A 22,164-nucleotide genomic window follows, 5' to 3' on the forward strand; every position below is an offset into this window, starting at 1 on the left:
GAATTTTCTACTAATTAAAACTGATTATTTTCAGGAATAAAACAACCATGAACATCGAACAAACGGTCATTAAATACCTGCGAAAACTCCCCCCCGATAAACAACAAGAAGTCCTAGACTTTACCCAATTTCTCAATCAAAAAATGACCCTTCCTCAACCAGATACTACCCTTACTCCTGAAGAAAAAATAGCCAAATGGAATAAATTTATTGCTAAATTACCTCAAAATAGTGCTAATTTACCCGATGAAGCTTTACATCGTGACACCATGTACGAGGATGAATATTAATGAATCAATATTTACTAGATACTAATATCTTACTTCGTGCTGCTGATACTTCTTCAGTCAGCCATTCTCTGGCTAATAAAGCAATTAAAAAAATAGTAAAAGATGGCAATGAATGTGTCATTACTTCTCAAGTTTTAATTGAATTTTGGGTAGTAGCAACCCGCCCCATAGATGTTAATGGATTAGGTTGGAATACATCACAAACGAAAGATTATGTCAATGATTTGTTAGATAACTTTAGATTAATCCTCGAAACTTCAGAGGTTTTTACTAACTGGTTGCAACTGGTTATAGACTACAACATTAAAGGAAAACGTACCCATGATATCAGGCTGTTAGCCGTAATGAAATCCCATAATATTACTCATTTACTCACCTTTAATCCTAATGATTTTATTTCCCTTCCCAATATAACCATTATTCAACCTCAAACCCTGATTATTTCTTAAAGGAGAAAATCTTTAAATTCTTTCCTAACTGTTCACTGAAAAATGACCTACGAAGTAAACGAACTTATCTTAAATTCCCGCTTTGATGAATAAACATTATCGCTGTTATTAGGAGTAAAAACAATGGAAACCATAGATATTAATCATTATAAACTTTACACACTAGAATCTAGTCCGCGCTCGTCGGACTTCGTTTTTATAGCATAAGGCTTTAGCCTTTTATTAATTATACCCTTACTTCTAAATGCTCAACAGCAGCTTTAACAAACCCGAAAAATAAAGGATGAGCAACATTAGGACGAGAACAAAATTCAGGATGAAATTGAGTCGCTATAAAAAACGGATGGCCCGGTAATTCAATAATCTCCACTAACCGTCCATCAGGAGACGTTCCACTCACTACATATCCTGTCTCTAACAACAAATTCCGATAAGCATTATTAAACTCATAACGATGACGATGACGTTCATAAATTACTTCCTTTTGATACAGAGAAAAAGCTAAAGTATCAGCACTCAAACGACAAGGATACAACCCTAAACGCATGGTTCCCCCTAAGTCTACGACATCCTCTTGTTCTGGTAATAAATTAATGACTGCATTAGGAGTTTCTGGATCAAATTCTGCACTATTTGCTCGTTCTAAATGAGCCACATTTCTGGCCCATTCAATCACTGAACATTGCATCCCTAAACATAATCCCAGAAAAGGAATATTTTGCTGACGTGCATACTCGATCGCTTGAACTTTACCATCCACTCCCCTAATACCAAATCCTCCAGGAACAATAATTCCATTCACCCCACCCAAGAATTTTTCAGGCCCATGAGTTTCAATATCTTCAGCACTTACCCACCGCAATTTTACCTCACTTTCTACCGCAATTCCTCCATGACCTAAAGCTTCTACTACTGACAGATAAGCATCACTTAATTGGACATATTTTCCCACTAAAGCAACTTCAATTTTACTCTGGGGAGACTGCATTTTTTTGACTAAAGTTTGCCACTGTGTTAGATCAGGTTCACGAGGTTCTAAAGTTAATAATTCTAAGGTTTGTTTGGCCAGACCTTCTTTTTCTAAAATCAAAGGAACTTCATAAATACTACTAGCATCTTGAGCAGTAATTACTGATGCTACCGGAACATCACAAAATTCTGAAAGTTTCTCCTTCATCCCAACTTTAAGCGGGCGATCGCAACGACAAACTAATACATCTGGTTGTATCCCAATAGATCGCAACTCCTTGACCGAATGTTGAGTCGGTTTAGTTTTCATTTCCCTAGCGGCCTTGATCCAAGGAATTAAGGTAACGTGCATATAAACCACATTATTACGACCCACATCCTTACGAAATTGACGAATAGCTTCTAAAAAAGGTAAAGATTCAATATCCCCTACTGTTCCCCCAATTTCTGTAATAACTAAATCCGGATTGGTATTTTTTGCCACCCGATGAATTCTTTCTTTAATCTCATTGGTAATATGAGGAATAACCTGAACTGTTCCCCCCATATAGGTTCCACGACGTTCCTTATTAATAACTGCTTGATAAATTGACCCCGTTGTCACACTATTAAGACGAGACATCGAAGTATTAGTAAAGCGTTCATAATGTCCTAAGTCTAAATCAGTTTCGGCCCCATCTTCTGTAACAAAAACTTCTCCGTGTTGAAAGGGACTCATAGTACCAGGATCAACATTAATATAAGGATCAAGTTTCAAAATAGATACAGAATAGTTTCTAGATTTAAACAAACGGCCTAAACTCGCGGCCACTATCCCTTTACCAATACTAGAAACTACTCCCCCAGTGATAAACACAAACTTTGTCATAAACTGCTGACGATCTTGAATTAATGTCGCTATACCCCTCGATCATTTTAACCTGTCTGCTTGGATGGTGAACCATTAATTTATAGAAAAGCTTGTAGTTATGGCTAAAGCCATAACTACAAGCTTTCAAGCCCTAAAGGCGACTTAATACAAACATTCGTTTATTTATGACCCCTTACTTCGGAAAAATACTTAAAAATTGTCAAAACTCAAATTACAATTCTCGGAATGATCCGTAAATTCTCTGTTTAAAAGCTTTGATTTATCATTGAAAATTTGAAGGAAGTATAATTGCATGAGGAGCAATTTATGTTTCAAGATAATAATAGTGTAATTGAAATTAAGCAAGAATATCAAGCGGGAAAAAGAAACTTTCAAAATATCCAATTGCGTCGGATAGATTTGAGAGGATTAGATCTCAGCTATGCTGACTTTAGAGGAGCAGATATCAGTTACGCTAATTTGATAGATGTTAATTTAAGTGGAGCAAATTTGCAAGAAGCTTATCTCAATGAATCTGATTTAAGTGGCTCGAATCTAAAGGAAGCTAATCTAAATAAAGCGTCTTTAATTAGAACTTATCTCATCAAAACTAACTTTGAAAAAGCGAATTTTAAAGAAGCTTATTTAATCGGCTCTAAGGCAACAAAAGCCAATTTTAAAGAGGCGAATTTTGATGGAGCTTATTTAAAAGGACTCCAATTAACTGGAGCTAATTTACAAGATTCTTCTTATACTAATGAAACCCATTTTGATGGAAATTTTGATCCAGAAAAAGCAGGTATGAAAAAAGTAGAACTCCTCAAAATTGAACCTGTTTGTCACAAATCTAATATCACAGTAAGACAACTGCTCGATACCTTTAATCATCTTTATCAGATCAGTCATCGTTATTTAGGCAAGACAATGACAGTAAAATATTGGGAAGCATCCCGTCATGATCACGAATGGTTAAAGCAATTTGAAATTAATCACTTAGGACAAATTAGCTTTACAGGGGAACCCGAACTAACCCTTAGTCCACTTCAGTTAGAAATATTCCAAGAATGGGTTAAAAGATTTATTAAGTCTTGTTCTGCGATTATGCAAAACTTTCCTAATATGATTGATCAACAACAAATTGTCTTTGATATTTTTCCAACTCCTCCTAATAATAAAGTGTCATCTTACGAGATAAAGACAGACAGCGCAAAGCCACAATCTTTTACACTCTAAAAATTGAGTATTTTTGTAAGATCAATTCACTATCCATATTAATTACACAAAATTTCGTAGGGGCGGGTTTTTTACATAAATCAATAATTCTCATCAAAAAACTAGATCAACCCGCCCCCTATTACTCAACCATTACAATTATATCAAAACCCGCGCCTTGACTGTGCAATTAATTTTGCGCGCGGTACTTAGCAGAGTAAGTCCGGTAGAACCGATTGTTACAAAAATTACATAAATTTACTAAAAATTACATAACTTCATAATTTGTCAGCAAATCTTGATGAAAAGCCGGATTATGCCCTTCCGAATGTATCATTTAAAGGAAATTTACCAAGATTTTTAATAAACATTTAAGATTTTGTCACATTACACCCTAGACAAACAAATCGGTCTTATTGTAAAAGAGTAACAAGCATGAGAAACTTTACACCAGAGAACTCATGCAGTACTAAGAAAGGAGATGACCATTGTGTCTAATTTATTTCGTTCCCTTCTGTTAACGGTCTTGCTAACCTTTTTTACTCCTCTGTTGCTTTTAGGTGGAGTATTAGTTACCCTGTTAGGGATTAGCTATGTTCCAGGAATTTCCATGATTGGCCAAATCGGGGAGAGTCAAATCCTGTCATTTTTATCTATTTTCGGCAGTGGCTATCCGTTTCAGGGGATGCTAACCATAGGACTAACTTGCAGTACAGTAGGAGGCTTATTTGATGTCTATAACTTTTATTTATACCAAGATGTTAGGGGTCAATGAAAGCAACCCAAAAAAAAAGTATCCCTACGGTATAAAGCCACAGGGAAGCTTGGATGTGACAATTTTCAGGGATAAATATTAAAATTCTCTGACAACTGCTTTGCCGTCGATAATCTCACCAACTAGGATGAGATCAGCGACTCCCACAAATAGGCCATTTTCCAGGACTCCAGGGATATTATTGATGGTCATTTCCAAAGTAGCTGGATCATCGATACTGTCAAACTTAACATCAATGACCAAATTTCCTTGATCTGTCACCACCGGCCCTGCTTTTCTGATGCCCATACGCAGTTCCGGTTTACCACCAAGTTGTTCCAAGCGACGCATAACGGGCATAACAGCCTTGGGAATAACTTCGACAGGTAATAAGAAAGTTGACCCTAATTTATCCACCAGTTTATTACTATCAACAACAACAATAAACTGTGCAGCTAAACTATCGACTAACTTTTCTTGAGTATGGGCAGCCCCCCCTCCCTTAATTAAATTTTTCTGGGGATCAACTTCATCAGCCCCATCAATAGCAATATCGATATGATCAACTACATCTAAAGTAGTCAAAGGAATATTATATTTTCTGGCTAAGACTTCCCCTTGAAAAGAAGTAGTAATGCCGACAATATTTTTTAAATCGCCTGATCTTAAACGTTCTCCAATATATTCAATAGCATAAGCCGTAGTAGAGCCAGTGCCTAAACCCACAACAGAATCAGACTTAACCTTTGCTGCTGCTGCTTTGCCTACTTCTTGTTTCATGATCACGGTTAGATCACTGGTAACTGACATTCTCAAACTCCTTTAACAATAAAAAATGAATAATGGACAATTCTGGAGTTAAGAATAGGGGATGAGTAAGGGTTTAACAGTTATCAGTTATCAGTTATCAGTTAAAACCCCATCCCTTAATCTTTGGTAAATTTTAGTTACTAGAACTTGCGGCTAACATTTCTTTGAGTTGATTTAACTTATCAGCCCAACGGGGATCTGGTTGAAAACTTTCATTAGAAGAAGTTTGATCACTGCCTTGATTACGGGGGCGTTTTTTGTCAGTTTTCTTCCTGGCGGGCTTAGGAGAGGGTGCTGCTTCGGTGGTTGTTGGGACTTGATCTTCCTCGGACTCTTTCCCTTTCTCACGAGGTAAAGCCTTTTCAATTTTGAGAGGACTATCCATAAAAGACTGACCGTTATATTTTTCGATAAACGCATCAGCTAACTCATCAGTCGCCACTGTGACAAAAGCAAAGCCTCTGCATTTGCCTGTTTTGCGATCTTTGATCACCTTAATGGACATAATTTCGCCAGCATCAACAAACATAGTTTGTAAAGCTTGGCGTTCGACAGCTTCTTTGGGTAAATTACCAACATACAAACGAATGGGCATGAGATATACCTCCTGTGATTGAGTTAAAAAAAACTTGTTAATGTGGCATCTATTCGCCGTACCTGAAATTGATTAGATTGGACTGAAGCCGAAAATTTTCCGCGACCCATTCTCTGACAACCTGTACTTTCTTTAGCAATGTTGGCTCGTGCCATCAAAATCAATATACCTCTAATTGGCACTCTCACCGTCAAATCAAAGATTGTGACGGGAGATTCTTGTTTCATTGGGTTTATCTAGTCCCAAGTCATTTAGAGTCTTGAAACCCCGTCTAGATTCCCCTCCACAAGCATCTGTTTAACGTCCACTGACTGCCCGGCAGCAGACAACAAAACTTGATTATGTTTCGGCTTCTACATTCTTAGACTATGCCGCCCCTGTTATCAGGTACTTCTTTTTGGTCGGACATTCTAACTGGCGAGAACCACCAATTCTGCGGGGCGTGTAGACGGTCAGAATCTTCTGTCCGCGCGAACCGCCGCCTCTTTGGGCACACTTGGGTGCGTTGGCTTTTTTAGTCTAGCACAAGCTCCGGAATTCAATTGAAATTACACTAACCATTAGATTATTACAGATTATTTAGACAATTCGTCAATTGATTTGCCAGAAATTTTCAGGACTTTTTAATTATTTCAGGAGATATCCTTAAGATTTTGCTCAAAGTGAACAAATTCTTGGCAAAGGTCTTGCTAAAAATGATGTTATATGCTTAGTCAACCTCCTCATTCGGGTATTTTAAATATAACGTCGGAACAATCCCCTATAAGGATTTGTCGGATTAAGCATACACAAGGTAGACATTCAGTCAAATCTTTGTTACATTGCTTTATAGTAGAGGTAATCATTAAATCAAGCAATAACCTCTAACCAGACCCAATCATCTGTTATCTGTCAAAAGGAGTAATTATGGAACCTATTTCTGCCAATTTAAGCCTAGAACAACAGTTTGAAATGAAGCGTATTCGGGATGCAGCTAAAGGAATGAGTCGTGAACAAGCACTAGATCTTCTGTTAAAAGCGTCGCGACTACTGATGATTAAGACCAATGTTGCCCGTAATTTAGCCAAATAAAACCCCATAGAGAACATTTAAAACAAAAGAGGTCACTATGATAGACGTACAAGTTTTTGAATTATCCTTAGAACAACAATTTGAACTCCAATGCTTACAGCAGGAGTTCCAGGAACTAGAACGCGAACAAGTTATCCATTACTTACTTGATACCATGCAACAGCTTATGGCCAGGGATAATCTAATTCGGGATTTGATGAAGAATTCATTGTTCTAGTGTCTTGGGCCTAGACGATCTCCATCTCATGCCAAACTTCTGGTCATTATTAGTTGTTTGAGAGAAGAAGGGCAAGGGGTTCGGGACGTCACCCGCTCAAACATAATAAAAACACTAGAACAAGTGCATCTGTTAAGTTTGACTACTAAATAAAATTCTAAAGCAAATCTTCTAAAGTGGCGGCAACAACTTGATGATTAGAATCTTCTCGAAGTTGACTCAAAGCTTCCTTGACTTGGGGACTATCAAACCGCTTTAAAGCGTAGGCAACTTGCCGACGTATTCTTTCAGATTGTGAACCAACTAATGCCAATAGTTGGGATAATGCCGCTTCTTGTTGCCTAGTTTCGGTTAAGGTACCAAGTGCTTGCACAGCAGCTTCTTGAATGATAATATCTTCATCTGCTAAACCTTCCAGACAAACCTCAAAAAGTTCGCTGTGGCACTCTAAATCACCTAATGCTGCCATAATACTGCGACGTACCAGCCAGTGATCATCCTGAATAAAAGTTAGCACTAAATGAGATGCAGCGCACTTGCCAAAGAGGGAAAGAGAATTTGCTGCTTCTGCCCTCACATTGGGTGTATTATCAAATTTCATAATTTCCAACAGTGCAGCAAAGGATTCGGCAGTTTGTTGTTTACCCAATCCCATACTAACAAAGGAACGCACTAAAAATTCTGGATCATTAAGTTTACTTGTTAATAGGGGAACTGCAATCTCCGGTGGGTAGTCTTTTAGAGAAGAAATCCCTTTAAGTCTATACTGAAAATCAGAATTATTTAGAGAAGTTTCGATTTCGTGAATATTCATAAACAAAGCAAGTAGAAGATCTGGAGATAAATCTATTTTAACATTAATTTTAAATTTTAATTATTGTATAAATTTTAATTAAAGTCTACTAATTGCTTTCATCAAATCGAGTCTTAAAACTGCCATATTTGAACCAATAATGATGTAATTCATGGTTATTTTTTTGTAAACTTCCTTTTGCTTGATAGAGAATCACTTGTCGATGATTTCCCATCCAAACTCGTTTGACAGCTTCGACAGAAATTAAACATCCTCCTAAACTATTAAGACATTGCTCAAATCTTTCAACTGCTGGATAATCTAGGGTTTCAAAAATCACAAATTTATCAGAAAAAATTAGGTGACGACTGCGAATCCAAGCTTGCATTTTTTTACTAGCTATTGGGGGTAGCATATTAATTAAACTTGAATTGAAATCAATATTTTGGGGGTTTTCTTTAGTCAATTGGTTAATCATTTTTGACAATTTTAGCGCAAATTTGCTAAGAAAAATCAAGAGCGATTTATCCTATTCGCTCTAGATAAAGTAGGAGATACAAAACTTAAATAAAAAACCATGTAAAGATTTTAAGAAACTAACCATCTTTACCAGATTGATTTTAGAGGGATTAATTTTGATGCCAAATCCCTACATATAGATTAATTCAGCAGCAGGGGCTGAATAATATTCAGCCCGTACAAAACTCAGAAGTAAAAACCTTGAAACTGGATAATTACCAATAGTTAATAGTTCATTATCAATTATTAATTATTAATTATCCATTGTTGAAGTTAGTTATGTTGAAAAATTGTTTCAAGAAACTTCTGTGATACTGACAATGGTTCCGCCAGTGCGTTGAATACGCTGAATTTGGGGAGTCATTTTCCCACCAGAAACAAGGTATTCAGTGGTACTAATTCGGCGAGGACTATCAAATTTAGACCCCTTAACCAAAATTTTGAAAGTTTTTTCGGTAGCATCTTTGTAAGGACTAATCCGACCACCTGTACTGGGTAAGGTAATCTTATTACCGCTATTCCCTGCCACCACATCGACTAAACGAGAAGCAGTAAAAGCACTATCAACCCCAGCATATCCCTGATACAGAGATAAAGTACGATTGTAACCGACTTGCTTTTGTCCTACTTGACTTTTAGCACCTTGATAATAAGGAACGATATTTTCCCCAAATGTATCCTGATACTCGTTGCTATCGAGGTAAGAATCGATTTCTGCATCGTATCCTTCTGAGATACAGCGACAAATATGCTCAGACAGTTCAGTTTGGTCTAAGGGAGCGCGACCTAACAAATGTTTAAAGTTTAACTCAACAAAACGGTAGGGAGCGCAAGATTCAAAATACCGACCACGATAAAAGTCAGATTTAGCCACAGCGCGGACAAATTCCCGTACGGTTATTGCCCCATTACATAACTGAGATTCAGCAGTAGTCAGCCGTTCGCTTTCCATGACATGGGGATTACCCAAAACTTGCTTATAAACGGCACGAATTACAGCCTCTTTATCATTAAGGCTGCTAATAGCTCGAAGTTCAACTGGCGTATCTAAAACAACACTCATTGAGATTCTCCTACAAAATAGATAACAATTGAAAAAGCACCCAACTCTGCCTGCAAGCAATACAGCGCGGGCTTTTTAGCCTCACCTAAAGGGAAATAATGCCCCAAGCGGCTAAAGCGGTAGCAATTACACCTAATGTCAAAAGTCCAGCACCCGTAAAGGTAATGATTTTACCCGCTAAAATTAACCCAGCCGGATAAGGTGGTTTTTGCCATTGCCAACGAGGTGCAAGTAAATCGCGCATTCCTGCAAAATAGCCCATTGCTTCCAATTTCTGACGATGTTCTTCCCCATAACGAGGCATCCGCGCAAAGGGTAACTCTCCTAGAGTACGCTGAGGCAAAATGCGTCGCCGTTGGTAAGGAACCGTATCGTAACCAAAATTGGTTAGATACTCGTCACTATTGAGCAAATCATCCACAAACTCCTGTAAACCCTTGCTAGCTAATACCATTGACCAAGCAATTTTTTCTCGTTCATGGTAAACATCCCGCCCCAAAACTCGTTGGACGCACATTTGTACAAAGCGATAATTATTATTCGGTTCGTAATTGCGCCAACGAAAACAGTCAGATAACAGTAAAGCGCGAATAAAATCTCGCACCGTTATTTGACGATTTTTTAGCTGAGATTCCAAGGCTTTTTGGCGGTTGCTGGAGATTATCTGTTGCTCGTTGAAAATCTGACGATATGCCGCCCAAATCAATTCATTTGCGTCTGTGGGAGAGAATAGTTTCTCCCCCGTATAAATTCTGGGTTGTTCATCCCCAGGGATTTCATAAGCAGCAACTCGGTGATTTTGGCTTTTAGGTGAATAATCTAGTAGAGGAATAGTCATCTTTAAAGTCTTTATGCTGAAATTACGCACATTAGACGGTTTTTAGTTGACAGGAGTAATACTGGCAATGACTCCGCCTTGTTGGTGAATACGTTGATATTCTTGGGAAAGTCTGTCAAACGGTACTAGATAAACCTGGTTACTGCGACGAAATTTGGAGACTCGGTTAACCTTACCTGAAGGACTATAGCCACTTACTTCGATACGGAAAACTTTACCTTCGTCACCTGCGCCAACACCTTGAGGACCTTTAGCACCCCGACTTCTTTCTTGGAATGACCAACCATCGCCAATTGCACCACCAGAAGGGGGAATTATGGTTAAGGGGGTTTCCTGAATGACGTATTTGTTCAAAACGGGAGTTTTGCCCGAAATACTGCCTTTAAAATCGCTACTAGAAGCACCGCGCAGCATAGCAAACATATGGGTAAAACCAACCATAGTTTGTCCTGGTTGGGTTTTGTAACCTCGGAAATAGGGAACGATATTTTCTCCGTAGGCATTTTGATATTCATCGCTATTGAGGTAGGAATCAATTTCTGCCTCAAATCCTTCTGTATCTAAAATGGTACTGTGCGCTCTCATTTCTTCTAAGTCAACGGGAGTACGACCAAGAAGATGTTTGAAATTGAGTTCAATAAAGCGATAACGAGGACAAGTATCGAAAAAGCGGGAACTGTAAGCATTAGATTTGGCTAAAGCGCGAACAAACTCACGCACGCTTAATTCTCCCCGTTTAAATTGGGATTCAGGTATGGTTGCTCTTTCGCTTTCCATGACGTAAGCATTCCCCAAAACTTGCCGATAAACGGCACGAATTATGGTTTCTACTTCTTCTTCTGAACGTCCAGGGATCAATTCTAACCTGGGAGTTTCTTCAAATAAAGCAACCCCCAATTGGGAGGCGGGTCCAAATACCATTTTCTAAGTCTCCATAACTTACCAATGTTAAATATTACCATACAACAAGTAAGGAAAAGGGTGAGGATTTGGTAAAGAAATCGGAAAGATTCTCCATCAAAGCGTTAAGAATTATTAAAAAAAATATTACGTCCAGATGGCATGGTTGTAACTTAACTTTAACTCGTTCATAGTTAAGCTAGACAAAAAAAGGTTGCCTACGCAACCTAATAATGATTCTACCGACGAACAAGTTATGCTAAATTATCAAAAACAATGGACTTTAACTCGCTCAGAGTTAAGCTATACAAACAAAGGTTGCCTACGCAACCTAGAATGAGCGTCCGCGCTCGTCGGACTTCGTTTCTATAGCATAAGGCTTTAGCCTTTTATTCATTATTAATTTAGCATAGTTTGTCCGGTAGAACCGTTTTTATAGGGTCAGGCATAAGGTCTGTTATTATATTGATTATTCGTTTAACATAGTAAGTCTGGTAGAAACTGGTTGGGAAAAACTATTCAAGCTTGATTAAACTGTTTTAACGCACTAATTAAATGCTCAAAATAGGGAGATAATCCATCTTTTTCTTCCTTACTAAATTGCTGTAAACTAACCATCTTTAATTCTTCTAATCCGTAGATCATTGCTGACAAAGGAACCTGCAATTCTTGATAAAGTAACTGCATATTTTTGAGTCCTTCTTGACTCGTAAATTCAGATTTTTTTCCAGCAATTCCATAGGTAATACAGCGTAAAAAATGCCAAAAATCTCGCCAACAAGCTTCTGCACGTTCTGGGGGATAAAGATCATTCCCAGGGGCAGTAATATTAGGGAAATGAATTAATAATTGTTCTCTGGCCTCAGCCACAAGATTAGAGGCTTGCTCCCGTAATAATCTTGATTTTTCTCCCGATTTTGCCGTATCAGGAGCAAGATTTTTCAGCATTTCTAAATCTTCATCAGTTAAATATCTTCCTTCATCATCAGCCTGTTGAAAAATGCTAATTACTTCGTCTGAATATAGGTCTTTCCAAGTAGCAAAACTAACAATTCTTGCTAGAGGAATTAACTGTTTTGCTCTGTCGCTTAATTGCATACTCATGAAATTTAACTAATCCTTACTTGCCGATTACTTATTGGATTTTAGTAGGTTAACAAACTCATAATTGCCTAGATTAGACTAAAATTAAGAGATTTTCTGTTAATATTTATTACGATCTTCCTTTTGTCGTCTTCCCTGAACTTCACAGAAGTAGTAAGCTGTGTAACGAAATATTACTTAGTTAGTCAAAAAAGAGACGAGACTTAGGGGACTCATTTATTCTCATATTCTCAAGGAGAGATTTTAAGGAGCTAGATTTTAATCTATGTTTAAGCCGTTTCAGCAATTTCTAGAAAAAGAACTGTTTGGGCGTTTTGATTTACAGAGTCGTCCCATTCCTTCTGGCTTAGAATCTTTGGTGAGTGAAAGAGGCAAAAATCCTGCCACAATTCAAAGTTGGTGTTATGAATGCCCTGAATTACGCAAAATTCGCTACACTTACATCGATGCAGGTGAAACGGCGCAAATTTTTAATAGTGTTATCTACCCTAACTATAATTACGATTTGCCCTTACTAGGAATTGACTTTTTAGCGTTTGGACAGAAGAAAATATTAGTAGTTTTAGATTTTCAGCCTTTATTTCGTGAGCAAGATTATCTAGATAAATATATAGAACCAATGAGTGCAATTCGAGATAAATATAAAGATTTGGCTCAAGATTTAGAAATGAAGTTTTATGATGCTAATCAGTATTTTTCTAAAAATTTGCTCTTTGCTAAAACTGATGCAGAAACGGTTATAAAACGCTTATTTCCTGCTTATCAAGAATATGTCCAATTATATTGGCAACTCATAGAACAAGCTTCTCCTGTGACTACTATAGAAGCAAGTCAACGTATTATTAAGGCACAAAAAGATTATGATCAGTATAGTGCCGAACGTGATCCAGCATCAGGATTATTTAGTAGTTATTTTGGACACGAATGGTCAGAGAGATTTCTCTACGAGTTCTTGTTTGAAGATGCTATTCCCTTAGCGGTAACTGCTGGAGTAAAATAAGGGTAAATATTTAGTTAAAATGACTCTCTATCAACCTTTTTTAGATTACGCGATCGCCCTTCTCAATGAACGACTTGAACTCGAACCCTATCCTATTCCTATAGGCTTTGAAAGCAAGGAATGTACAACAGGCAAGGGAAAAAGGGAGCAATTAGTTGTTACGACGAGTCATGCTTTTAAATCCCCCAAACTTCGGCAAATTCGAGCCGCTCATGTTGAAGGTGGGGATTCTTTACAAGTTCTCAATTTCGTGATTTTCCCGCAATTAACTTATGATTTGCCGTTTTTTGGGGCAGATTTAGTTACTTTGCCTGGAGGACATTTAATTGCCTTAGATATGCAGCCTCTTTTCCACAATGAGGCTTATCAAAAGCAATATAGTGAGCCTATTTTACCGATTTGGCAGAGATATCAAGAAGATTTACCCTGGGGTGGTGATTTTCCTGAAGAAGCGAAAGCCTTCTTTTCCCCTGCCTTTCTTTGGACTCGACCGCAAGAGACAAAAATGGTAGAAACTCGCGTTTTTGAGGCATTTAAAGACTATCTCCAGGCATATTTGGATTTTGTCCAACAGGCACAACCGATAACAGATAGTCAACGATTGGGAGAGATTCTTGAGGCACAACAACGTTATCTTAACTATCGTGCCGCAAAAGATCCCGCTAGGGGTATGTTTACCCGCTTATATGGTGAAGAATGGACAGAAGAATATATTCACGGTTTCCTGTTTGATTTGGAACGCAGTTTAGCAGTAGATGATGTCAATTAATTCTAGACAAGAAACCTTAATTGAACAAGAAGTTACCTATACCCTTGAAATCAATGGCAAATTTTTTATCATGGAAAATGTCCCCGCCAGAGTTTGTGTAGAAACAGGAGAGCGTTTTTTCGCACCAGAAACTGTCGAACGGTTGCAGAAAATAATCTGGGAAAATAAGCAACCAAAGCGAGTAATTGAAACACCAGTATTTGACTTTGCAAGTTAGATTGTAGGATGATTTAGGTGCAACCATAGTAATGGAATATCACCATACATTTAGGAAACAAAGGCACCGTAACCCATCATTTATCAATCTAAATGCGGTGGGTCACGTTTCGCTAACCCACCCTACTTAATATTTTGTAATTGGCAAATTGCTTTCAAAACTTGCAGTAATTTTTCTGAAGATTCAGGTTCCATTAAATGTAGTGATGGCAATGGTTGATAAGTAGGATAGGTGTTTTTCTGAATGTAAAAAAACTCATAATAGACTCCATTTGTGGTTAAACCCCATAGGGATTTTTGTTGTTCTAGACTTTTGTAAGCATAGGTTAAAAGTTGAGGTAAGCCGGAGGATGAACTGATGCTCGTATTCTTGGCTTCGATTACTAAAATCCAAAAAGGAATATCCTTCTCACTGGGATAATCTTTATTAATACAAATTAAGTCTAATCTCCCTGTGATGCTAATATCCTCATCTTGAATATTAATTCGCTCTATTTCTTGTTCTATTCTCATTTTGATTGGAGAGCGATAAAAACCTGCTAACCTCAGCAGTGGCAAAATTGTCAATGCCATTACCATGCCTTCCAATACCTTGCCATCTGTAAGATAATTTTCAAAATCAATACGGATTTGCGCCAGTTCAGAACGTTCAAATTCTGATAGCGGCTCTAACAACAACAGAGAGTTAAAAGAGCTATAGGATAGCTTTTGAAATTTGAGGTAGTGATAAACTTGATCTAGGGTCAAGGTATTAGCATTAATTACAGTCATGTTAAGTTTCTAGGTTTTTCCCATTCATCTACATTTCTTATTGTTTATTAATTATTAAGTTACTTTCGCAAGAAGTCTATTATAGCGTTAACACTAAACCACTTTATCTAAGCCTCAAAGGGATTGAGGGGAACTTCTATCAGATTAACCCACACTTGGTGTCTATTGAAGGCAATACTAGAGGTGATTTTGGTATTCACTTTGACGCTAATATTCCAGGTACGGCCGGTTGTTTGGGGATTGTAGATAATGCCAATTGGCAGCAATTTCAACGGTTAATGGCTACTTATCAACGGGCTGGCTTAAGGACAATTCCTTTGATTGTTGCTTATTTCTGAGATGTTTCCTAACTGTGCGATCGCGGGCTTATTGTTCCCTAACTTTATGAAGGGGATTCTCTCTAACCTAAAGCGTCTTTTAACCCATAAGCAACTCGTTGTTGTTCCTCAAAAGTAATATCAGGAAACATAGGCAAAGATAAGACCTCACGAGATGCTTTTTCCGTCACTGGAAAAGCCCCTTCTTGATACCCCAAACCTTGATAAACTTTTTGTAAATGTAAGGGAATTGGGTAATATATCATAGAAATAATTCCCTGTTCTTGTAATTTTTCTCGAATTTGATCTCGATATAATTTATCCGTAATTTCTTTTTGTTCAATTAAAATTGAATATTGATTCCAAACATGATAACCTCCTGATATTTCTTGGGGTAATTGAATTCCAGAAATAGCATTTAATAACTCATGATAACGCTTGACAACCTCGCGTCTTTGTGCATTCCAACGATCTAAATATCGTAATTTAACTTGTAAAATAGCCCCTTGAATCGAATCCAGACGACTATTAATCCCCACCATATCATGATAGTAACGTACTTGACTACCATGTTCTTTAATAGTACGAATAGTAGCCGCGATCGCCGGATCATTCGTGGTGACGGCCCCTCCATCCCCACAAGTGCCTAAATTTTTCGTGGGAAAGAAGCTAAAACAGCCAATATGTCCGATATTACCGACTTGTTTATCCCCCCATTTAGCCCCTGTTGCTTGGGCGCAGTCTTCAATCACATAAAGATTATATTTTTGAGCAATTTCCATTAAACCGGTCATATTGACGGGTTGACCAAATAAATGAACCGGAATAATAGCTTTAGTTTTAGGGGTAATTGCTTTTTCTAAGCAGTTAAGCTCAATATTAAAAGTATTACGGTCAATATCAGCAAAAATAGGAGTAGCCCCGACTAAACTAATCGTTTCAGCCGTAGCAATAAAAGTAAACGGAGACGTAATGACTTCATCTTCTGGGCCAATATTTAAGGACCGTAAAGCTAAATACAGAGCATCTGTTCCAGAATTACAACCAATACATTCGGTGGTTCCCACATATTGGGCAAACTGGGACTCAAAATTATCAACAGCCGCACCACCAATATAGCGACCCGATTTAATAACATCGAGGACAGCAGTATCAATTTCTTCGCTAATAAGTTTATATTGACGGACTAAATCGACGGGGGGGATGTTCACTCGCGTAACCCAAGAATTTATAATTAATGAAAGCAAATTTTCGAGCAAAAGGGAAGGGGTTAAGGAAGTCGCCAAGTTAGAAGTCGCCAAGTTCTAGTGGCGCGATTGCACGTAGGGGCGGGTTTTTGACAAAATTCCGGTGATTCTCACAAATATGCTAGATAAACCCGCCCGTACAGAAGTTTGTTTTTGTAACGGGTATTGTAAGTCTAAATCCAAAAACGTTTCGCCCCAAAAAGCGAGATTTTAGTCCCAATTATTTGAGAAATTCAATCATTGTCGATCTTGATAACTCAGGACGGTATTGTAGAGTAACATAGCCACCGTCATTGGCCCAATACCACCAGGAACCGGAGTAATATAATCCGCTACTGGGGCCACCGACTCAAAATCGAGATCCCCCACTAATATAGCATTATCATCTGACTTAACAATGCGATTAATACCCACATCAATAGCCACGGCCCCCTGTTTTACCATGTCTCCAGTGATGAATTGAGGTTTACCCACCGCAGCGATTAAAATATCAGCTTGACGGGTAATTTCAGCTAAATTCTGAGTCCGAGAATGAGCAATAGTGACTGTAGCATTTTTTTTGAGTAACATTAACCCCAAAGGTTTCCCCACTAAAATACTACGTCCCACCACAACCGCGTGTTTTCCGGCTACCTCAATCTGATATTCTTCCAACAGACGCATGACACCAGCAGGAGTACAACTGCGTAATCCTGACTCTCCTCGCACTAAACGCCCTAAATTCATCGGATGAAGTCCATCAGCATCTTTTTCAGGGGCAATGGTATGAAGTAACGCCACTGAATCTAAATGAGGAGGTAAGGGTAACTGAACTAAAATACCATCAACACGGGGATCTTGATTAAGTTCTTGAATAACCTTTTCTAACTCAGTTTGAGAAGTTTGGCCAGGAAAATGATGGCCAAAAGAGGCCATGCCCAATTTAGCACAAGCTCGTTCCTTATTACGCACATAGACAGCACTGGCCGGATCATCACCCACCATCAACACCGCTAACCCTGGAGGCCGGCCGATTTTAGGTTGTAAGATTGTAATTAATTCTTTGAGATCACCCTGAATTTTTTCGGCTAAAGCTTTACCGTTTAATAAACAAGCAGTTGTAGAACGCATTGATAATCATTACACAATTGGAACTAGGAGGATTCTTAGATGTCCTATTGGATAAGATATCTCAGTCAAGTCAAACTTATCGCACTCACCATGAAAGTTTTAAACATTAGGGTTTGGCACAGTAGCTTATTATCCCTGATATTGGGGGGGGTAATTGGTTGTACTCCTCTTAATTATCTGGGATTGGCTCAACCGCCTGTAATCCCTATTAAAGACCTAATTCAGCGAAAAAACACCCAACCAGAAGGAATCTATATACGGGGCAGAGTCGTTGATCGCGCCCCTTTTATGGACAGTGGTTCTTATAAACTACGGGATGAAAGTGGGACAATTTGGGTACTGACCAATGGACAACTTCCCCAAACCGGAGATGAGATAATAATTAAAGGACAGGTAGAATATCAAGCTATTCCTCTAGGTGGACAAGATTTGGGAGAATTGTATATCGTAGAAGTAGAAAAACTCGGTCAAGACTCTCAAACCGTCAGTCAACCTGTTCAAACTGTCAATCAACCTATTCAACCCATTCAAAGCGTATCTTCTCCCCAAGCTAAACCCACCACTGAACTCAATGTCGATGATCTCCTCCTTCCCCACAAACGTAACGTCAAATAATTCTCCTTCTCCCGTAGCTTTGGCTATCCTTTACCAAGATAATCAATGTTTACTGCAATTAAGGGATGATTTGCCCACAATTCTCTATCCAGGTCATTGGGGACTATTTGGTGGCCATTTAGAACCAGGAGAAAGTCCCGAAGCAGGACTAAAACGGGAGATTCTTGAAGAAATTAGCTATGTTATAGATGTAGCGACGGAATTCCGTTGTTATGCCGATGACAGAGCAGTAAGATATATTTATCATGCTCCCTTGACAATAGGTTTGGAGGAATTAGACTTACAAGAAGGAGCCGATTTAGCCTTAGCATCCCTTGAAACCATTCAACAAGGACAATGTTATTCTACCAAAATTGAGCAAGTTCGTCCTTTGGGAGATATTCACCAAAGAATTTTACTCGATTTTTTTGAGTCTCGGTTAAAGTAAATAATTAAGGAGTGTGTTATACCTTACTCTAACCAATGGTGTTTTTCGTTTGTTCCTTGACCTGTTCTTGTAATTCATCCTTATTATCCCATTGCCTTAATACCCTATGAATAAGCCTATAAAATCTGTTTGGTTATCTCAATCTGTTTTGTGGGGAGGCGCGTTCGCTGCTATGACCCTACAAGCTTTAGTTACTCCTGCCCTCAGTGAATCTGCCCCCCAAACTTTACAAGATAATCCTAGAGCATTAGTTGATGAAGTCTGGCAAATTGTTAATAATGAATTCGTAGATAGAGGCTTTAATCGGGTTGATTGGCAAGAAAAACGTCAAGAATTGCTTAGCGGTGACTATGTTAACTCGAAACAAGCGTATAAAGCCATCCGTCAAGCCTTAAAAGAGTTAGGAGACCCTTATACTCGCTTTCTTGCTCCCGAAGACTTCTCTGTTTTAACCAGTCAAACTTCTGGGGAGTTATCAGGAGTTGGTGTAAGATTAGCTGTCGATAAACGCACCAGCAGTTTATATGTGGTAGATACAGTGAAAAATTCCCCGGCCATGGAAGCTGGGATTAAATCAGGCGATCGCATTATTCGCATCAACGATAAACCTGCGGCCCTGATGACCATAGAACAAGCTCAAGAAGAAATTAAAGGGGAAGTTGGCACTCAAATCAGTTTACAATTATCTCGCAAGGATAAAGGGGTTTTTCAAGTTAACCTCACTCGCGCCCAAATTGAAATTGCTTCGGTGAATTATAGCGTCAAACAAGAAGATAACCTCAAGGTTGGTTATATTCGTTTAGATGAGTTTAGTTCTCATGCGGCCGAGCAGATGAAAGAAGCTATCAGTGATCTTGGTAAACAAAAGGTTACGGGTTATGTCTTAGACTTACGAGGTAATCCGGGTGGCTTACTCTTTGCTAGTGTGGATATTGCTCGAATGTTCCTCAAACAAGGGGAAATTGTCAGTACTATTGACCGCAGAGGCGGAGATCGCCATTTTTCAGCGAATGGGACGGCTTTAACGGATTTACCTTTAGTAATATTGGTTAATGAGGGATCAGCCAGTGCCAGCGAAATTTTGACGGGTGCGCTCAAAGAAAATGCACGAGCTACAGTTGTCGGAACCACTACTTATGGGAAAGGAACAGTACAGTCGGTTCATTCTCTATCTGATGGGTCTGGGTTAGCTGTTACCATCGCTCGTTATTATCCCCCCAGTGGCACTGATATTAATCATAAAGGCATTAAACCTGATGTTTATCTTGATTTGAGCATGGAGGAACAACTCCAGTTTAAAAACGAGCCAGATATAATGGGAAGTAATGCAGATCCCCAATACAAACGGGCGATCACTGTCTTAAAAACTCATCCTTCAGCTAAGTTTGTGCGTCCTGAACCCAAACCCGTTGGTCTGCGTTGGGAGAACTTACGGGAGACGATGAAAGAGGAAAATCCCCGTTGGCAAAGCTCACCTAAACCCGAAACGCGCTGATAGCAGAAATTAAGGTCGGGAATTAGAATATAACTGGCGTAGGGGTCAACGACCGTTGACCCCTACATTAGTAAATATTATGGTTCATTTTCTTCATATCTTTGTTGTAATTTTAAGCGAATTTCTGCATGAACTTCACGGGTAATAGGATAAAAATAAGCTAATACTAACCCAATGATTAATACGATAGCAGGAAGGGGGCCAACTGCCAGACGAATCGCTAATAAGGCACTTTCCGGTTGGGTAGGAATTGGTTGATCAGGTATTCTGGCAATAAATCCGGCAGCTTCTAATACAATACCTACTAAAAATAAGCCTAATGCTAAGCCAAATTTCTGTAAAAGTACCATAAACGCATAAAAAATTCCCTCCCGTCTTTGTCCCGTTTGTAACTCATCTAATTCAATCACATCAGGAACCATAGACCAAGGAATTAAATAAGCAACTGATACGCCAACTCCTGCCATAATAGCTAAGATAAACATTAAAGTAATTTGACCTGGTTGTAACTGAAATAAGCCAATTTGAGCCATAATCCAAACCCCCATTCCCATAAAATAAACATTTTTTTTATCTAATTTTTGACAAACAGCTTGCCAGAAAAATAACATAATTAATGCAGTTCCTTGGACAGCTAAAGCAACTAATCCTGATTTATCTTCTCCTAATCCCATGTAACTAACAACAAAATAAACTAAAATAGAAGCAGTTAACTGCACCCCTAACCAAGAACATAAATAAATTCCAATAATATATAAAAAGGGACGATTGTTAAAAACAATTTTTAACTGTTCTTTAAAAGGTAAAGATTCTGATTCTTGAGCAATTTTGTTTTCTTTTTTAGCTAGTTCATTAGTTAAATGATCTTCAGGGACTGCTAATAATAAACTAAGACTAAACCCTAAAAATCCTAAACTCATTAGCAAGGTAAAAAAACTGATAAAATCTAATTTACCCATGCCACCGACTAAAGATGATAATCCAGGAATTGTTCTTAATATTCCATATATTAGACCAACGATAGCTATGGGTAATAATAATTGACCTAAAAGTTTTTTCTGTGTTAAATTTAAAATCGGTTTTGCTCCTCTTTCTTGAACCCGAAGGGTACACCATAAAAGAGCTAAAATTGCTAAAATTCCGCAACTAATACCTAAGACTAAATATTTAATTGGGGCGTTATTAGGATAAGCAGCAGAGGCTAAAATATAAAGAATTAAAGATAAAATACTCCCTCCAATAGAAAAAGAAAACCGAAAACTATTAAGACTAGTCCGTTCATTATAATCTTGAGTTAATTCAGGAGTTAAAGCAGTATAAGGTAAATTCACTGTTGTATAACAAATATTAAACAAAATTCCGATTAACACATAATAAGCAAATAAACCCCATGTATTAACATTAATATCATCACTAAAATGAGGTATAATCCATTGTAAACAATATAATAAAGCAAAAGGAATCATTCCCCCTAATATCCAAGGAAGACGACGACCCCAAGGGGAACGAGTGCGATCGCTTAAAATACCAATAATGGGATCATTAATAGCATCAGAAATTTTCCCAATCATCAAGACACTACCCGCTAAACCAGGAGATAATCCCGCTACATCTGTAAAGAAAAATAATAAATAAAATACGAGAATATTAGCGGTAATAGCGGGGCCAAAATCTCCAGCACCATAAGCCAATTTTGTGGTAAAATGAAGTTTCTCAGATTTAGGTTCGGTCATAGTAATAAATTAAGCAGTTGAATATTGAAT

The 22,164-nt window shown here is 38.1% G+C and carries 27 protein-coding genes; 13 read left to right on the plus strand and 14 right to left on the minus strand.

Annotation, left to right across the window (positions count from 1 at the left end):
- Nucleotides 1-47 precede the first annotated feature (47 nt).
- Together AsFPU1_RS15535 and AsFPU1_RS15540 are read left to right on the plus strand one after the other, a co-directional pair.
- On the plus strand, nt 48-290 hold the full coding sequence (locus tag AsFPU1_RS15535) for a DUF2281 domain-containing protein (protein ID WP_124972562.1): 243 nt from the start codon (nt 48-50) through the stop codon (nt 288-290).
- Nucleotides 290-739 carry a type II toxin-antitoxin system VapC family toxin gene (locus AsFPU1_RS15540; RefSeq protein ID WP_124972560.1) on the plus strand — a complete coding sequence of 150 codons (450 nt, stop codon included), beginning with the start codon at nt 290-292 and terminating at the stop codon, nt 737-739. Before AsFPU1_RS15535 ends, AsFPU1_RS15540 begins: the two co-directional genes overlap by 1 nt.
- 226 nt (nt 740-965) lie before the next feature.
- Here the strand turns inward: AsFPU1_RS15540 and pyrG are convergent, their stop codons facing one another.
- Nucleotides 966-2,576 (minus strand): CTP synthase, encoded by a 1,611-nt coding sequence (gene pyrG, locus AsFPU1_RS15545; RefSeq protein WP_124972558.1) that lies wholly within the window; start codon nt 2,574-2,576, stop codon nt 966-968.
- Nucleotides 2,577-2,885: 309 nt separating this feature from the next.
- Between pyrG and AsFPU1_RS15550 the strand changes: the two genes are divergently transcribed.
- Both AsFPU1_RS15550 and AsFPU1_RS15555 read left to right on the plus strand, forming a co-directional pair.
- Complete coding sequence (locus AsFPU1_RS15550; protein WP_124972556.1) at nt 2,886-3,791, plus strand: pentapeptide repeat-containing protein; 906 nt, start codon at nt 2,886-2,888, stop codon at nt 3,789-3,791.
- 460 nt (nt 3,792-4,251) lie between these two features.
- Complete coding sequence (locus AsFPU1_RS15555; protein WP_124972554.1) at nt 4,252-4,545, plus strand: hypothetical protein; 294 nt, start codon at nt 4,252-4,254, stop codon at nt 4,543-4,545.
- A gap of 78 nt (nt 4,546-4,623) precedes the next feature.
- Here AsFPU1_RS15555 and rpiA read toward each other — a convergent pair whose 3' ends face one another.
- The 3 genes from rpiA to AsFPU1_RS15570 all read right to left on the minus strand — a co-directional run bounded on the left by rpiA (nt 4,624) and on the right by AsFPU1_RS15570 (nt 6,156).
- Complete coding sequence (rpiA, locus tag AsFPU1_RS15560; RefSeq protein ID WP_124972552.1) at nt 4,624-5,334, minus strand: ribose-5-phosphate isomerase RpiA; 711 nt, start codon at nt 5,332-5,334, stop codon at nt 4,624-4,626.
- Between the two features lie 133 nt (nt 5,335-5,467).
- The gene (locus tag AsFPU1_RS15565) at nt 5,468-5,929 is read right to left on the minus strand and encodes an RNA recognition motif domain-containing protein (RefSeq protein ID WP_124972550.1); all 462 of its coding nucleotides are present in this window, start codon (nt 5,927-5,929) and stop codon (nt 5,468-5,470) included.
- A gap of 23 nt (nt 5,930-5,952) precedes the next feature.
- Nucleotides 5,953-6,156, minus strand: a complete 204-nt coding sequence (locus AsFPU1_RS15570; RefSeq protein ID WP_124972548.1) for a hypothetical protein — start codon at nt 6,154-6,156, stop codon at nt 5,953-5,955.
- 679 nt (nt 6,157-6,835) lie between these two features.
- On the opposite strand from AsFPU1_RS15570, the gene AsFPU1_RS15575 reads away from it, so the two are divergent.
- Nucleotides 6,836-7,000: an NblA/ycf18 family protein gene (locus AsFPU1_RS15575; RefSeq protein WP_124972545.1), complete on the plus strand. Its 165-nt coding sequence runs from the start codon at nt 6,836-6,838 to the stop codon at nt 6,998-7,000.
- A 37-nt stretch (nt 7,001-7,037) separates the two neighbouring features.
- Nucleotides 7,038-7,217 carry an NblA/ycf18 family protein gene (locus AsFPU1_RS15580; protein WP_124972543.1) on the plus strand — a complete coding sequence of 60 codons (180 nt, stop codon included), beginning with the start codon at nt 7,038-7,040 and terminating at the stop codon, nt 7,215-7,217.
- 157 nt (nt 7,218-7,374) lie between these two features.
- Here the strand turns inward: AsFPU1_RS15580 and AsFPU1_RS15585 are convergent, their stop codons facing one another.
- The 6 genes from AsFPU1_RS15585 to AsFPU1_RS15610 all read right to left on the minus strand — a co-directional run bounded on the left by AsFPU1_RS15585 (nt 7,375) and on the right by AsFPU1_RS15610 (nt 12,428).
- Nucleotides 7,375-8,031, minus strand: coding sequence for a HEAT repeat domain-containing protein (locus tag AsFPU1_RS15585; protein WP_124972541.1), 657 nt, complete (start codon nt 8,029-8,031; stop codon nt 7,375-7,377).
- 88 nt (nt 8,032-8,119) lie between these two features.
- A complete protein-coding gene (locus tag AsFPU1_RS15590) occupies nt 8,120-8,425 on the minus strand; it encodes a CpeR family transcriptional regulator (protein ID WP_124972539.1) in 306 nt (101 codons plus the stop codon).
- A gap of 399 nt (nt 8,426-8,824) precedes the next feature.
- Nucleotides 8,825-9,592, minus strand: coding sequence for a phycobilisome rod-core linker polypeptide (locus AsFPU1_RS15595; protein ID WP_124972537.1), 768 nt, complete (start codon nt 9,590-9,592; stop codon nt 8,825-8,827).
- 85 nt (nt 9,593-9,677) lie between these two features.
- The gene (locus AsFPU1_RS15600) at nt 9,678-10,430 is read right to left on the minus strand and encodes a phycobilisome rod-core linker polypeptide (RefSeq protein WP_124972535.1); all 753 of its coding nucleotides are present in this window, start codon (nt 10,428-10,430) and stop codon (nt 9,678-9,680) included.
- Nucleotides 10,431-10,472: 42 nt separating this feature from the next.
- On the minus strand, nt 10,473-11,351 hold the full coding sequence (locus tag AsFPU1_RS15605) for a phycobilisome linker polypeptide (RefSeq protein ID WP_124972533.1): 879 nt from the start codon (nt 11,349-11,351) through the stop codon (nt 10,473-10,475).
- 498 nt (nt 11,352-11,849) lie between these two features.
- Complete coding sequence (locus tag AsFPU1_RS15610) at nt 11,850-12,428, minus strand: bilin-binding protein (RefSeq protein ID WP_172957455.1); 579 nt, start codon at nt 12,426-12,428, stop codon at nt 11,850-11,852.
- 271 nt (nt 12,429-12,699) lie between these two features.
- Between AsFPU1_RS15610 and AsFPU1_RS15615 the strand changes: the two genes are divergently transcribed.
- The 3 genes from AsFPU1_RS15615 to AsFPU1_RS15625 are packed head-to-tail and all read left to right on the plus strand — an operon-like array spanning nt 12,700 to nt 14,420.
- Complete coding sequence (locus tag AsFPU1_RS15615) at nt 12,700-13,434, plus strand: 15,16-dihydrobiliverdin:ferredoxin oxidoreductase (protein ID WP_124972529.1); 735 nt, start codon at nt 12,700-12,702, stop codon at nt 13,432-13,434.
- 19 nt (nt 13,435-13,453) lie between these two features.
- Nucleotides 13,454-14,203 (plus strand): phycoerythrobilin:ferredoxin oxidoreductase, encoded by a 750-nt coding sequence (locus AsFPU1_RS15620; protein WP_124972527.1) that lies wholly within the window; start codon nt 13,454-13,456, stop codon nt 14,201-14,203.
- Entirely contained in the window at nt 14,193-14,420 is a 228-nt protein-coding gene (locus tag AsFPU1_RS15625; protein WP_124972664.1) for a YgiT-type zinc finger protein, read from the plus strand. Before AsFPU1_RS15620 ends, AsFPU1_RS15625 begins: the two co-directional genes overlap by 11 nt.
- Nucleotides 14,421-14,542: 122 nt before the next feature.
- Here AsFPU1_RS15625 and AsFPU1_RS15630 read toward each other — a convergent pair whose 3' ends face one another.
- Nucleotides 14,543-15,190, minus strand: coding sequence for a restriction endonuclease subunit R (locus tag AsFPU1_RS15630; RefSeq protein WP_124972525.1), 648 nt, complete (start codon nt 15,188-15,190; stop codon nt 14,543-14,545).
- A gap of 158 nt (nt 15,191-15,348) precedes the next feature.
- Between AsFPU1_RS15630 and AsFPU1_RS15635 the strand changes: the two genes are divergently transcribed.
- The gene (locus AsFPU1_RS15635) at nt 15,349-15,528 is read left to right on the plus strand and encodes a hypothetical protein (RefSeq protein ID WP_227873402.1); all 180 of its coding nucleotides are present in this window, start codon (nt 15,349-15,351) and stop codon (nt 15,526-15,528) included.
- Between the two features lie 62 nt (nt 15,529-15,590).
- Here AsFPU1_RS15635 and AsFPU1_RS15640 read toward each other — a convergent pair whose 3' ends face one another.
- Together AsFPU1_RS15640 and folD are read right to left on the minus strand one after the other, a co-directional pair.
- A complete protein-coding gene (locus AsFPU1_RS15640) occupies nt 15,591-16,718 on the minus strand; it encodes a DegT/DnrJ/EryC1/StrS family aminotransferase (protein WP_124972521.1) in 1,128 nt (375 codons plus the stop codon).
- 273 nt (nt 16,719-16,991) lie between these two features.
- On the minus strand, nt 16,992-17,864 hold the full coding sequence (gene folD, locus AsFPU1_RS15645; RefSeq protein WP_124972519.1) for a bifunctional methylenetetrahydrofolate dehydrogenase/methenyltetrahydrofolate cyclohydrolase FolD: 873 nt from the start codon (nt 17,862-17,864) through the stop codon (nt 16,992-16,994).
- Between the two features lie 39 nt (nt 17,865-17,903).
- Here folD and AsFPU1_RS15650 point away from each other — a divergent pair, with 39 nt between their 5' ends.
- The 3 genes from AsFPU1_RS15650 (at nt 17,904) to ctpB (ending at nt 20,401) form a co-directional block, all read left to right on the plus strand.
- Nucleotides 17,904-18,479: a DNA-binding protein gene (locus tag AsFPU1_RS15650; protein WP_124972517.1), complete on the plus strand. Its 576-nt coding sequence runs from the start codon at nt 17,904-17,906 to the stop codon at nt 18,477-18,479.
- Nucleotides 18,442-18,906, plus strand: coding sequence for an NUDIX hydrolase (locus tag AsFPU1_RS15655; protein WP_124972515.1), 465 nt, complete (start codon nt 18,442-18,444; stop codon nt 18,904-18,906). Before AsFPU1_RS15650 ends, AsFPU1_RS15655 begins: the two co-directional genes overlap by 38 nt.
- A 106-nt stretch (nt 18,907-19,012) precedes the next feature.
- Nucleotides 19,013-20,401, plus strand: a complete 1,389-nt coding sequence (ctpB, locus tag AsFPU1_RS15660; protein ID WP_124972513.1) for a carboxyl-terminal processing protease CtpB — start codon at nt 19,013-19,015, stop codon at nt 20,399-20,401.
- A gap of 77 nt (nt 20,402-20,478) precedes the next feature.
- Here the strand turns inward: ctpB and AsFPU1_RS15665 are convergent, their stop codons facing one another.
- Nucleotides 20,479-22,134 (minus strand): MFS transporter, encoded by a 1,656-nt coding sequence (locus tag AsFPU1_RS15665; protein WP_124972511.1) that lies wholly within the window; start codon nt 22,132-22,134, stop codon nt 20,479-20,481.
- Nucleotides 22,135-22,164: the final 30 nt, after the last annotated feature.

It is taken from the genome of Aphanothece sacrum FPU1 (assembly GCF_003864295.1).
Lineage (GTDB): Bacteria > Cyanobacteriota > Cyanobacteriia > Cyanobacteriales > Microcystaceae > Aphanothece_B > Aphanothece_B sacrum.

What these genes read in the sequence shown, in the direction of transcription:
- AsFPU1_RS15550 (WP_124972556.1), top strand. Translation starts at nt 2,886, where the DNA reads ATGTTTCAAGATAATAATAGTGTAATTGAAATTAAGCAAGAATATCAA.
- AsFPU1_RS15565 (WP_124972550.1), bottom strand. Translation starts at nt 5,929, where the DNA reads ATGCCCATTCGTTTGTATGTTGGTAATTTACCCAAAGAAGCTGTCGAA.
- AsFPU1_RS15595 (WP_124972537.1), bottom strand. Translation starts at nt 9,592, where the DNA reads ATGAGTGTTGTTTTAGATACGCCAGTTGAACTTCGAGCTATTAGCAGC.
- AsFPU1_RS15585 (WP_124972541.1), bottom strand. Translation starts at nt 8,031, where the DNA reads ATGAATATTCACGAAATCGAAACTTCTCTAAATAATTCTGATTTTCAG.
- folD (WP_124972519.1), bottom strand. Translation starts at nt 17,864, where the DNA reads ATGCGTTCTACAACTGCTTGTTTATTAAACGGTAAAGCTTTAGCCGAA.
- AsFPU1_RS15650 (WP_124972517.1), top strand. Translation starts at nt 17,904, where the DNA reads ATGTCCTATTGGATAAGATATCTCAGTCAAGTCAAACTTATCGCACTC.
- AsFPU1_RS15630 (WP_124972525.1), bottom strand. Translation starts at nt 15,190, where the DNA reads ATGACTGTAATTAATGCTAATACCTTGACCCTAGATCAAGTTTATCAC.
- AsFPU1_RS15575 (WP_124972545.1), top strand. Translation starts at nt 6,836, where the DNA reads ATGGAACCTATTTCTGCCAATTTAAGCCTAGAACAACAGTTTGAAATG.
- AsFPU1_RS15625 (WP_124972664.1), top strand. Translation starts at nt 14,193, where the DNA reads ATGTCAATTAATTCTAGACAAGAAACCTTAATTGAACAAGAAGTTACC.
- AsFPU1_RS15665 (WP_124972511.1), bottom strand. Translation starts at nt 22,134, where the DNA reads ATGACCGAACCTAAATCTGAGAAACTTCATTTTACCACAAAATTGGCT.
- AsFPU1_RS15620 (WP_124972527.1), top strand. Translation starts at nt 13,454, where the DNA reads ATGACTCTCTATCAACCTTTTTTAGATTACGCGATCGCCCTTCTCAAT.
- AsFPU1_RS15540 (WP_124972560.1), top strand. Translation starts at nt 290, where the DNA reads ATGAATCAATATTTACTAGATACTAATATCTTACTTCGTGCTGCTGAT.
- AsFPU1_RS15615 (WP_124972529.1), top strand. Translation starts at nt 12,700, where the DNA reads ATGTTTAAGCCGTTTCAGCAATTTCTAGAAAAAGAACTGTTTGGGCGT.
- pyrG (WP_124972558.1), bottom strand. Translation starts at nt 2,576, where the DNA reads ATGACAAAGTTTGTGTTTATCACTGGGGGAGTAGTTTCTAGTATTGGT.
- AsFPU1_RS15610 (WP_172957455.1), bottom strand. Translation starts at nt 12,428, where the DNA reads ATGCAATTAAGCGACAGAGCAAAACAGTTAATTCCTCTAGCAAGAATT.
- AsFPU1_RS15535 (WP_124972562.1), top strand. Translation starts at nt 48, where the DNA reads ATGAACATCGAACAAACGGTCATTAAATACCTGCGAAAACTCCCCCCC.
- ctpB (WP_124972513.1), top strand. Translation starts at nt 19,013, where the DNA reads ATGAATAAGCCTATAAAATCTGTTTGGTTATCTCAATCTGTTTTGTGG.
- rpiA (WP_124972552.1), bottom strand. Translation starts at nt 5,334, where the DNA reads ATGTCAGTTACCAGTGATCTAACCGTGATCATGAAACAAGAAGTAGGC.
- AsFPU1_RS15570 (WP_124972548.1), bottom strand. Translation starts at nt 6,156, where the DNA reads ATGAAACAAGAATCTCCCGTCACAATCTTTGATTTGACGGTGAGAGTG.
- AsFPU1_RS15590 (WP_124972539.1), bottom strand. Translation starts at nt 8,425, where the DNA reads ATGCTACCCCCAATAGCTAGTAAAAAAATGCAAGCTTGGATTCGCAGT.
- AsFPU1_RS15580 (WP_124972543.1), top strand. Translation starts at nt 7,038, where the DNA reads ATGATAGACGTACAAGTTTTTGAATTATCCTTAGAACAACAATTTGAA.
- AsFPU1_RS15605 (WP_124972533.1), bottom strand. Translation starts at nt 11,351, where the DNA reads ATGGTATTTGGACCCGCCTCCCAATTGGGGGTTGCTTTATTTGAAGAA.
- AsFPU1_RS15555 (WP_124972554.1), top strand. Translation starts at nt 4,252, where the DNA reads ATGACCATTGTGTCTAATTTATTTCGTTCCCTTCTGTTAACGGTCTTG.
- AsFPU1_RS15600 (WP_124972535.1), bottom strand. Translation starts at nt 10,430, where the DNA reads ATGACTATTCCTCTACTAGATTATTCACCTAAAAGCCAAAATCACCGA.
- AsFPU1_RS15655 (WP_124972515.1), top strand. Translation starts at nt 18,442, where the DNA reads ATGATCTCCTCCTTCCCCACAAACGTAACGTCAAATAATTCTCCTTCT.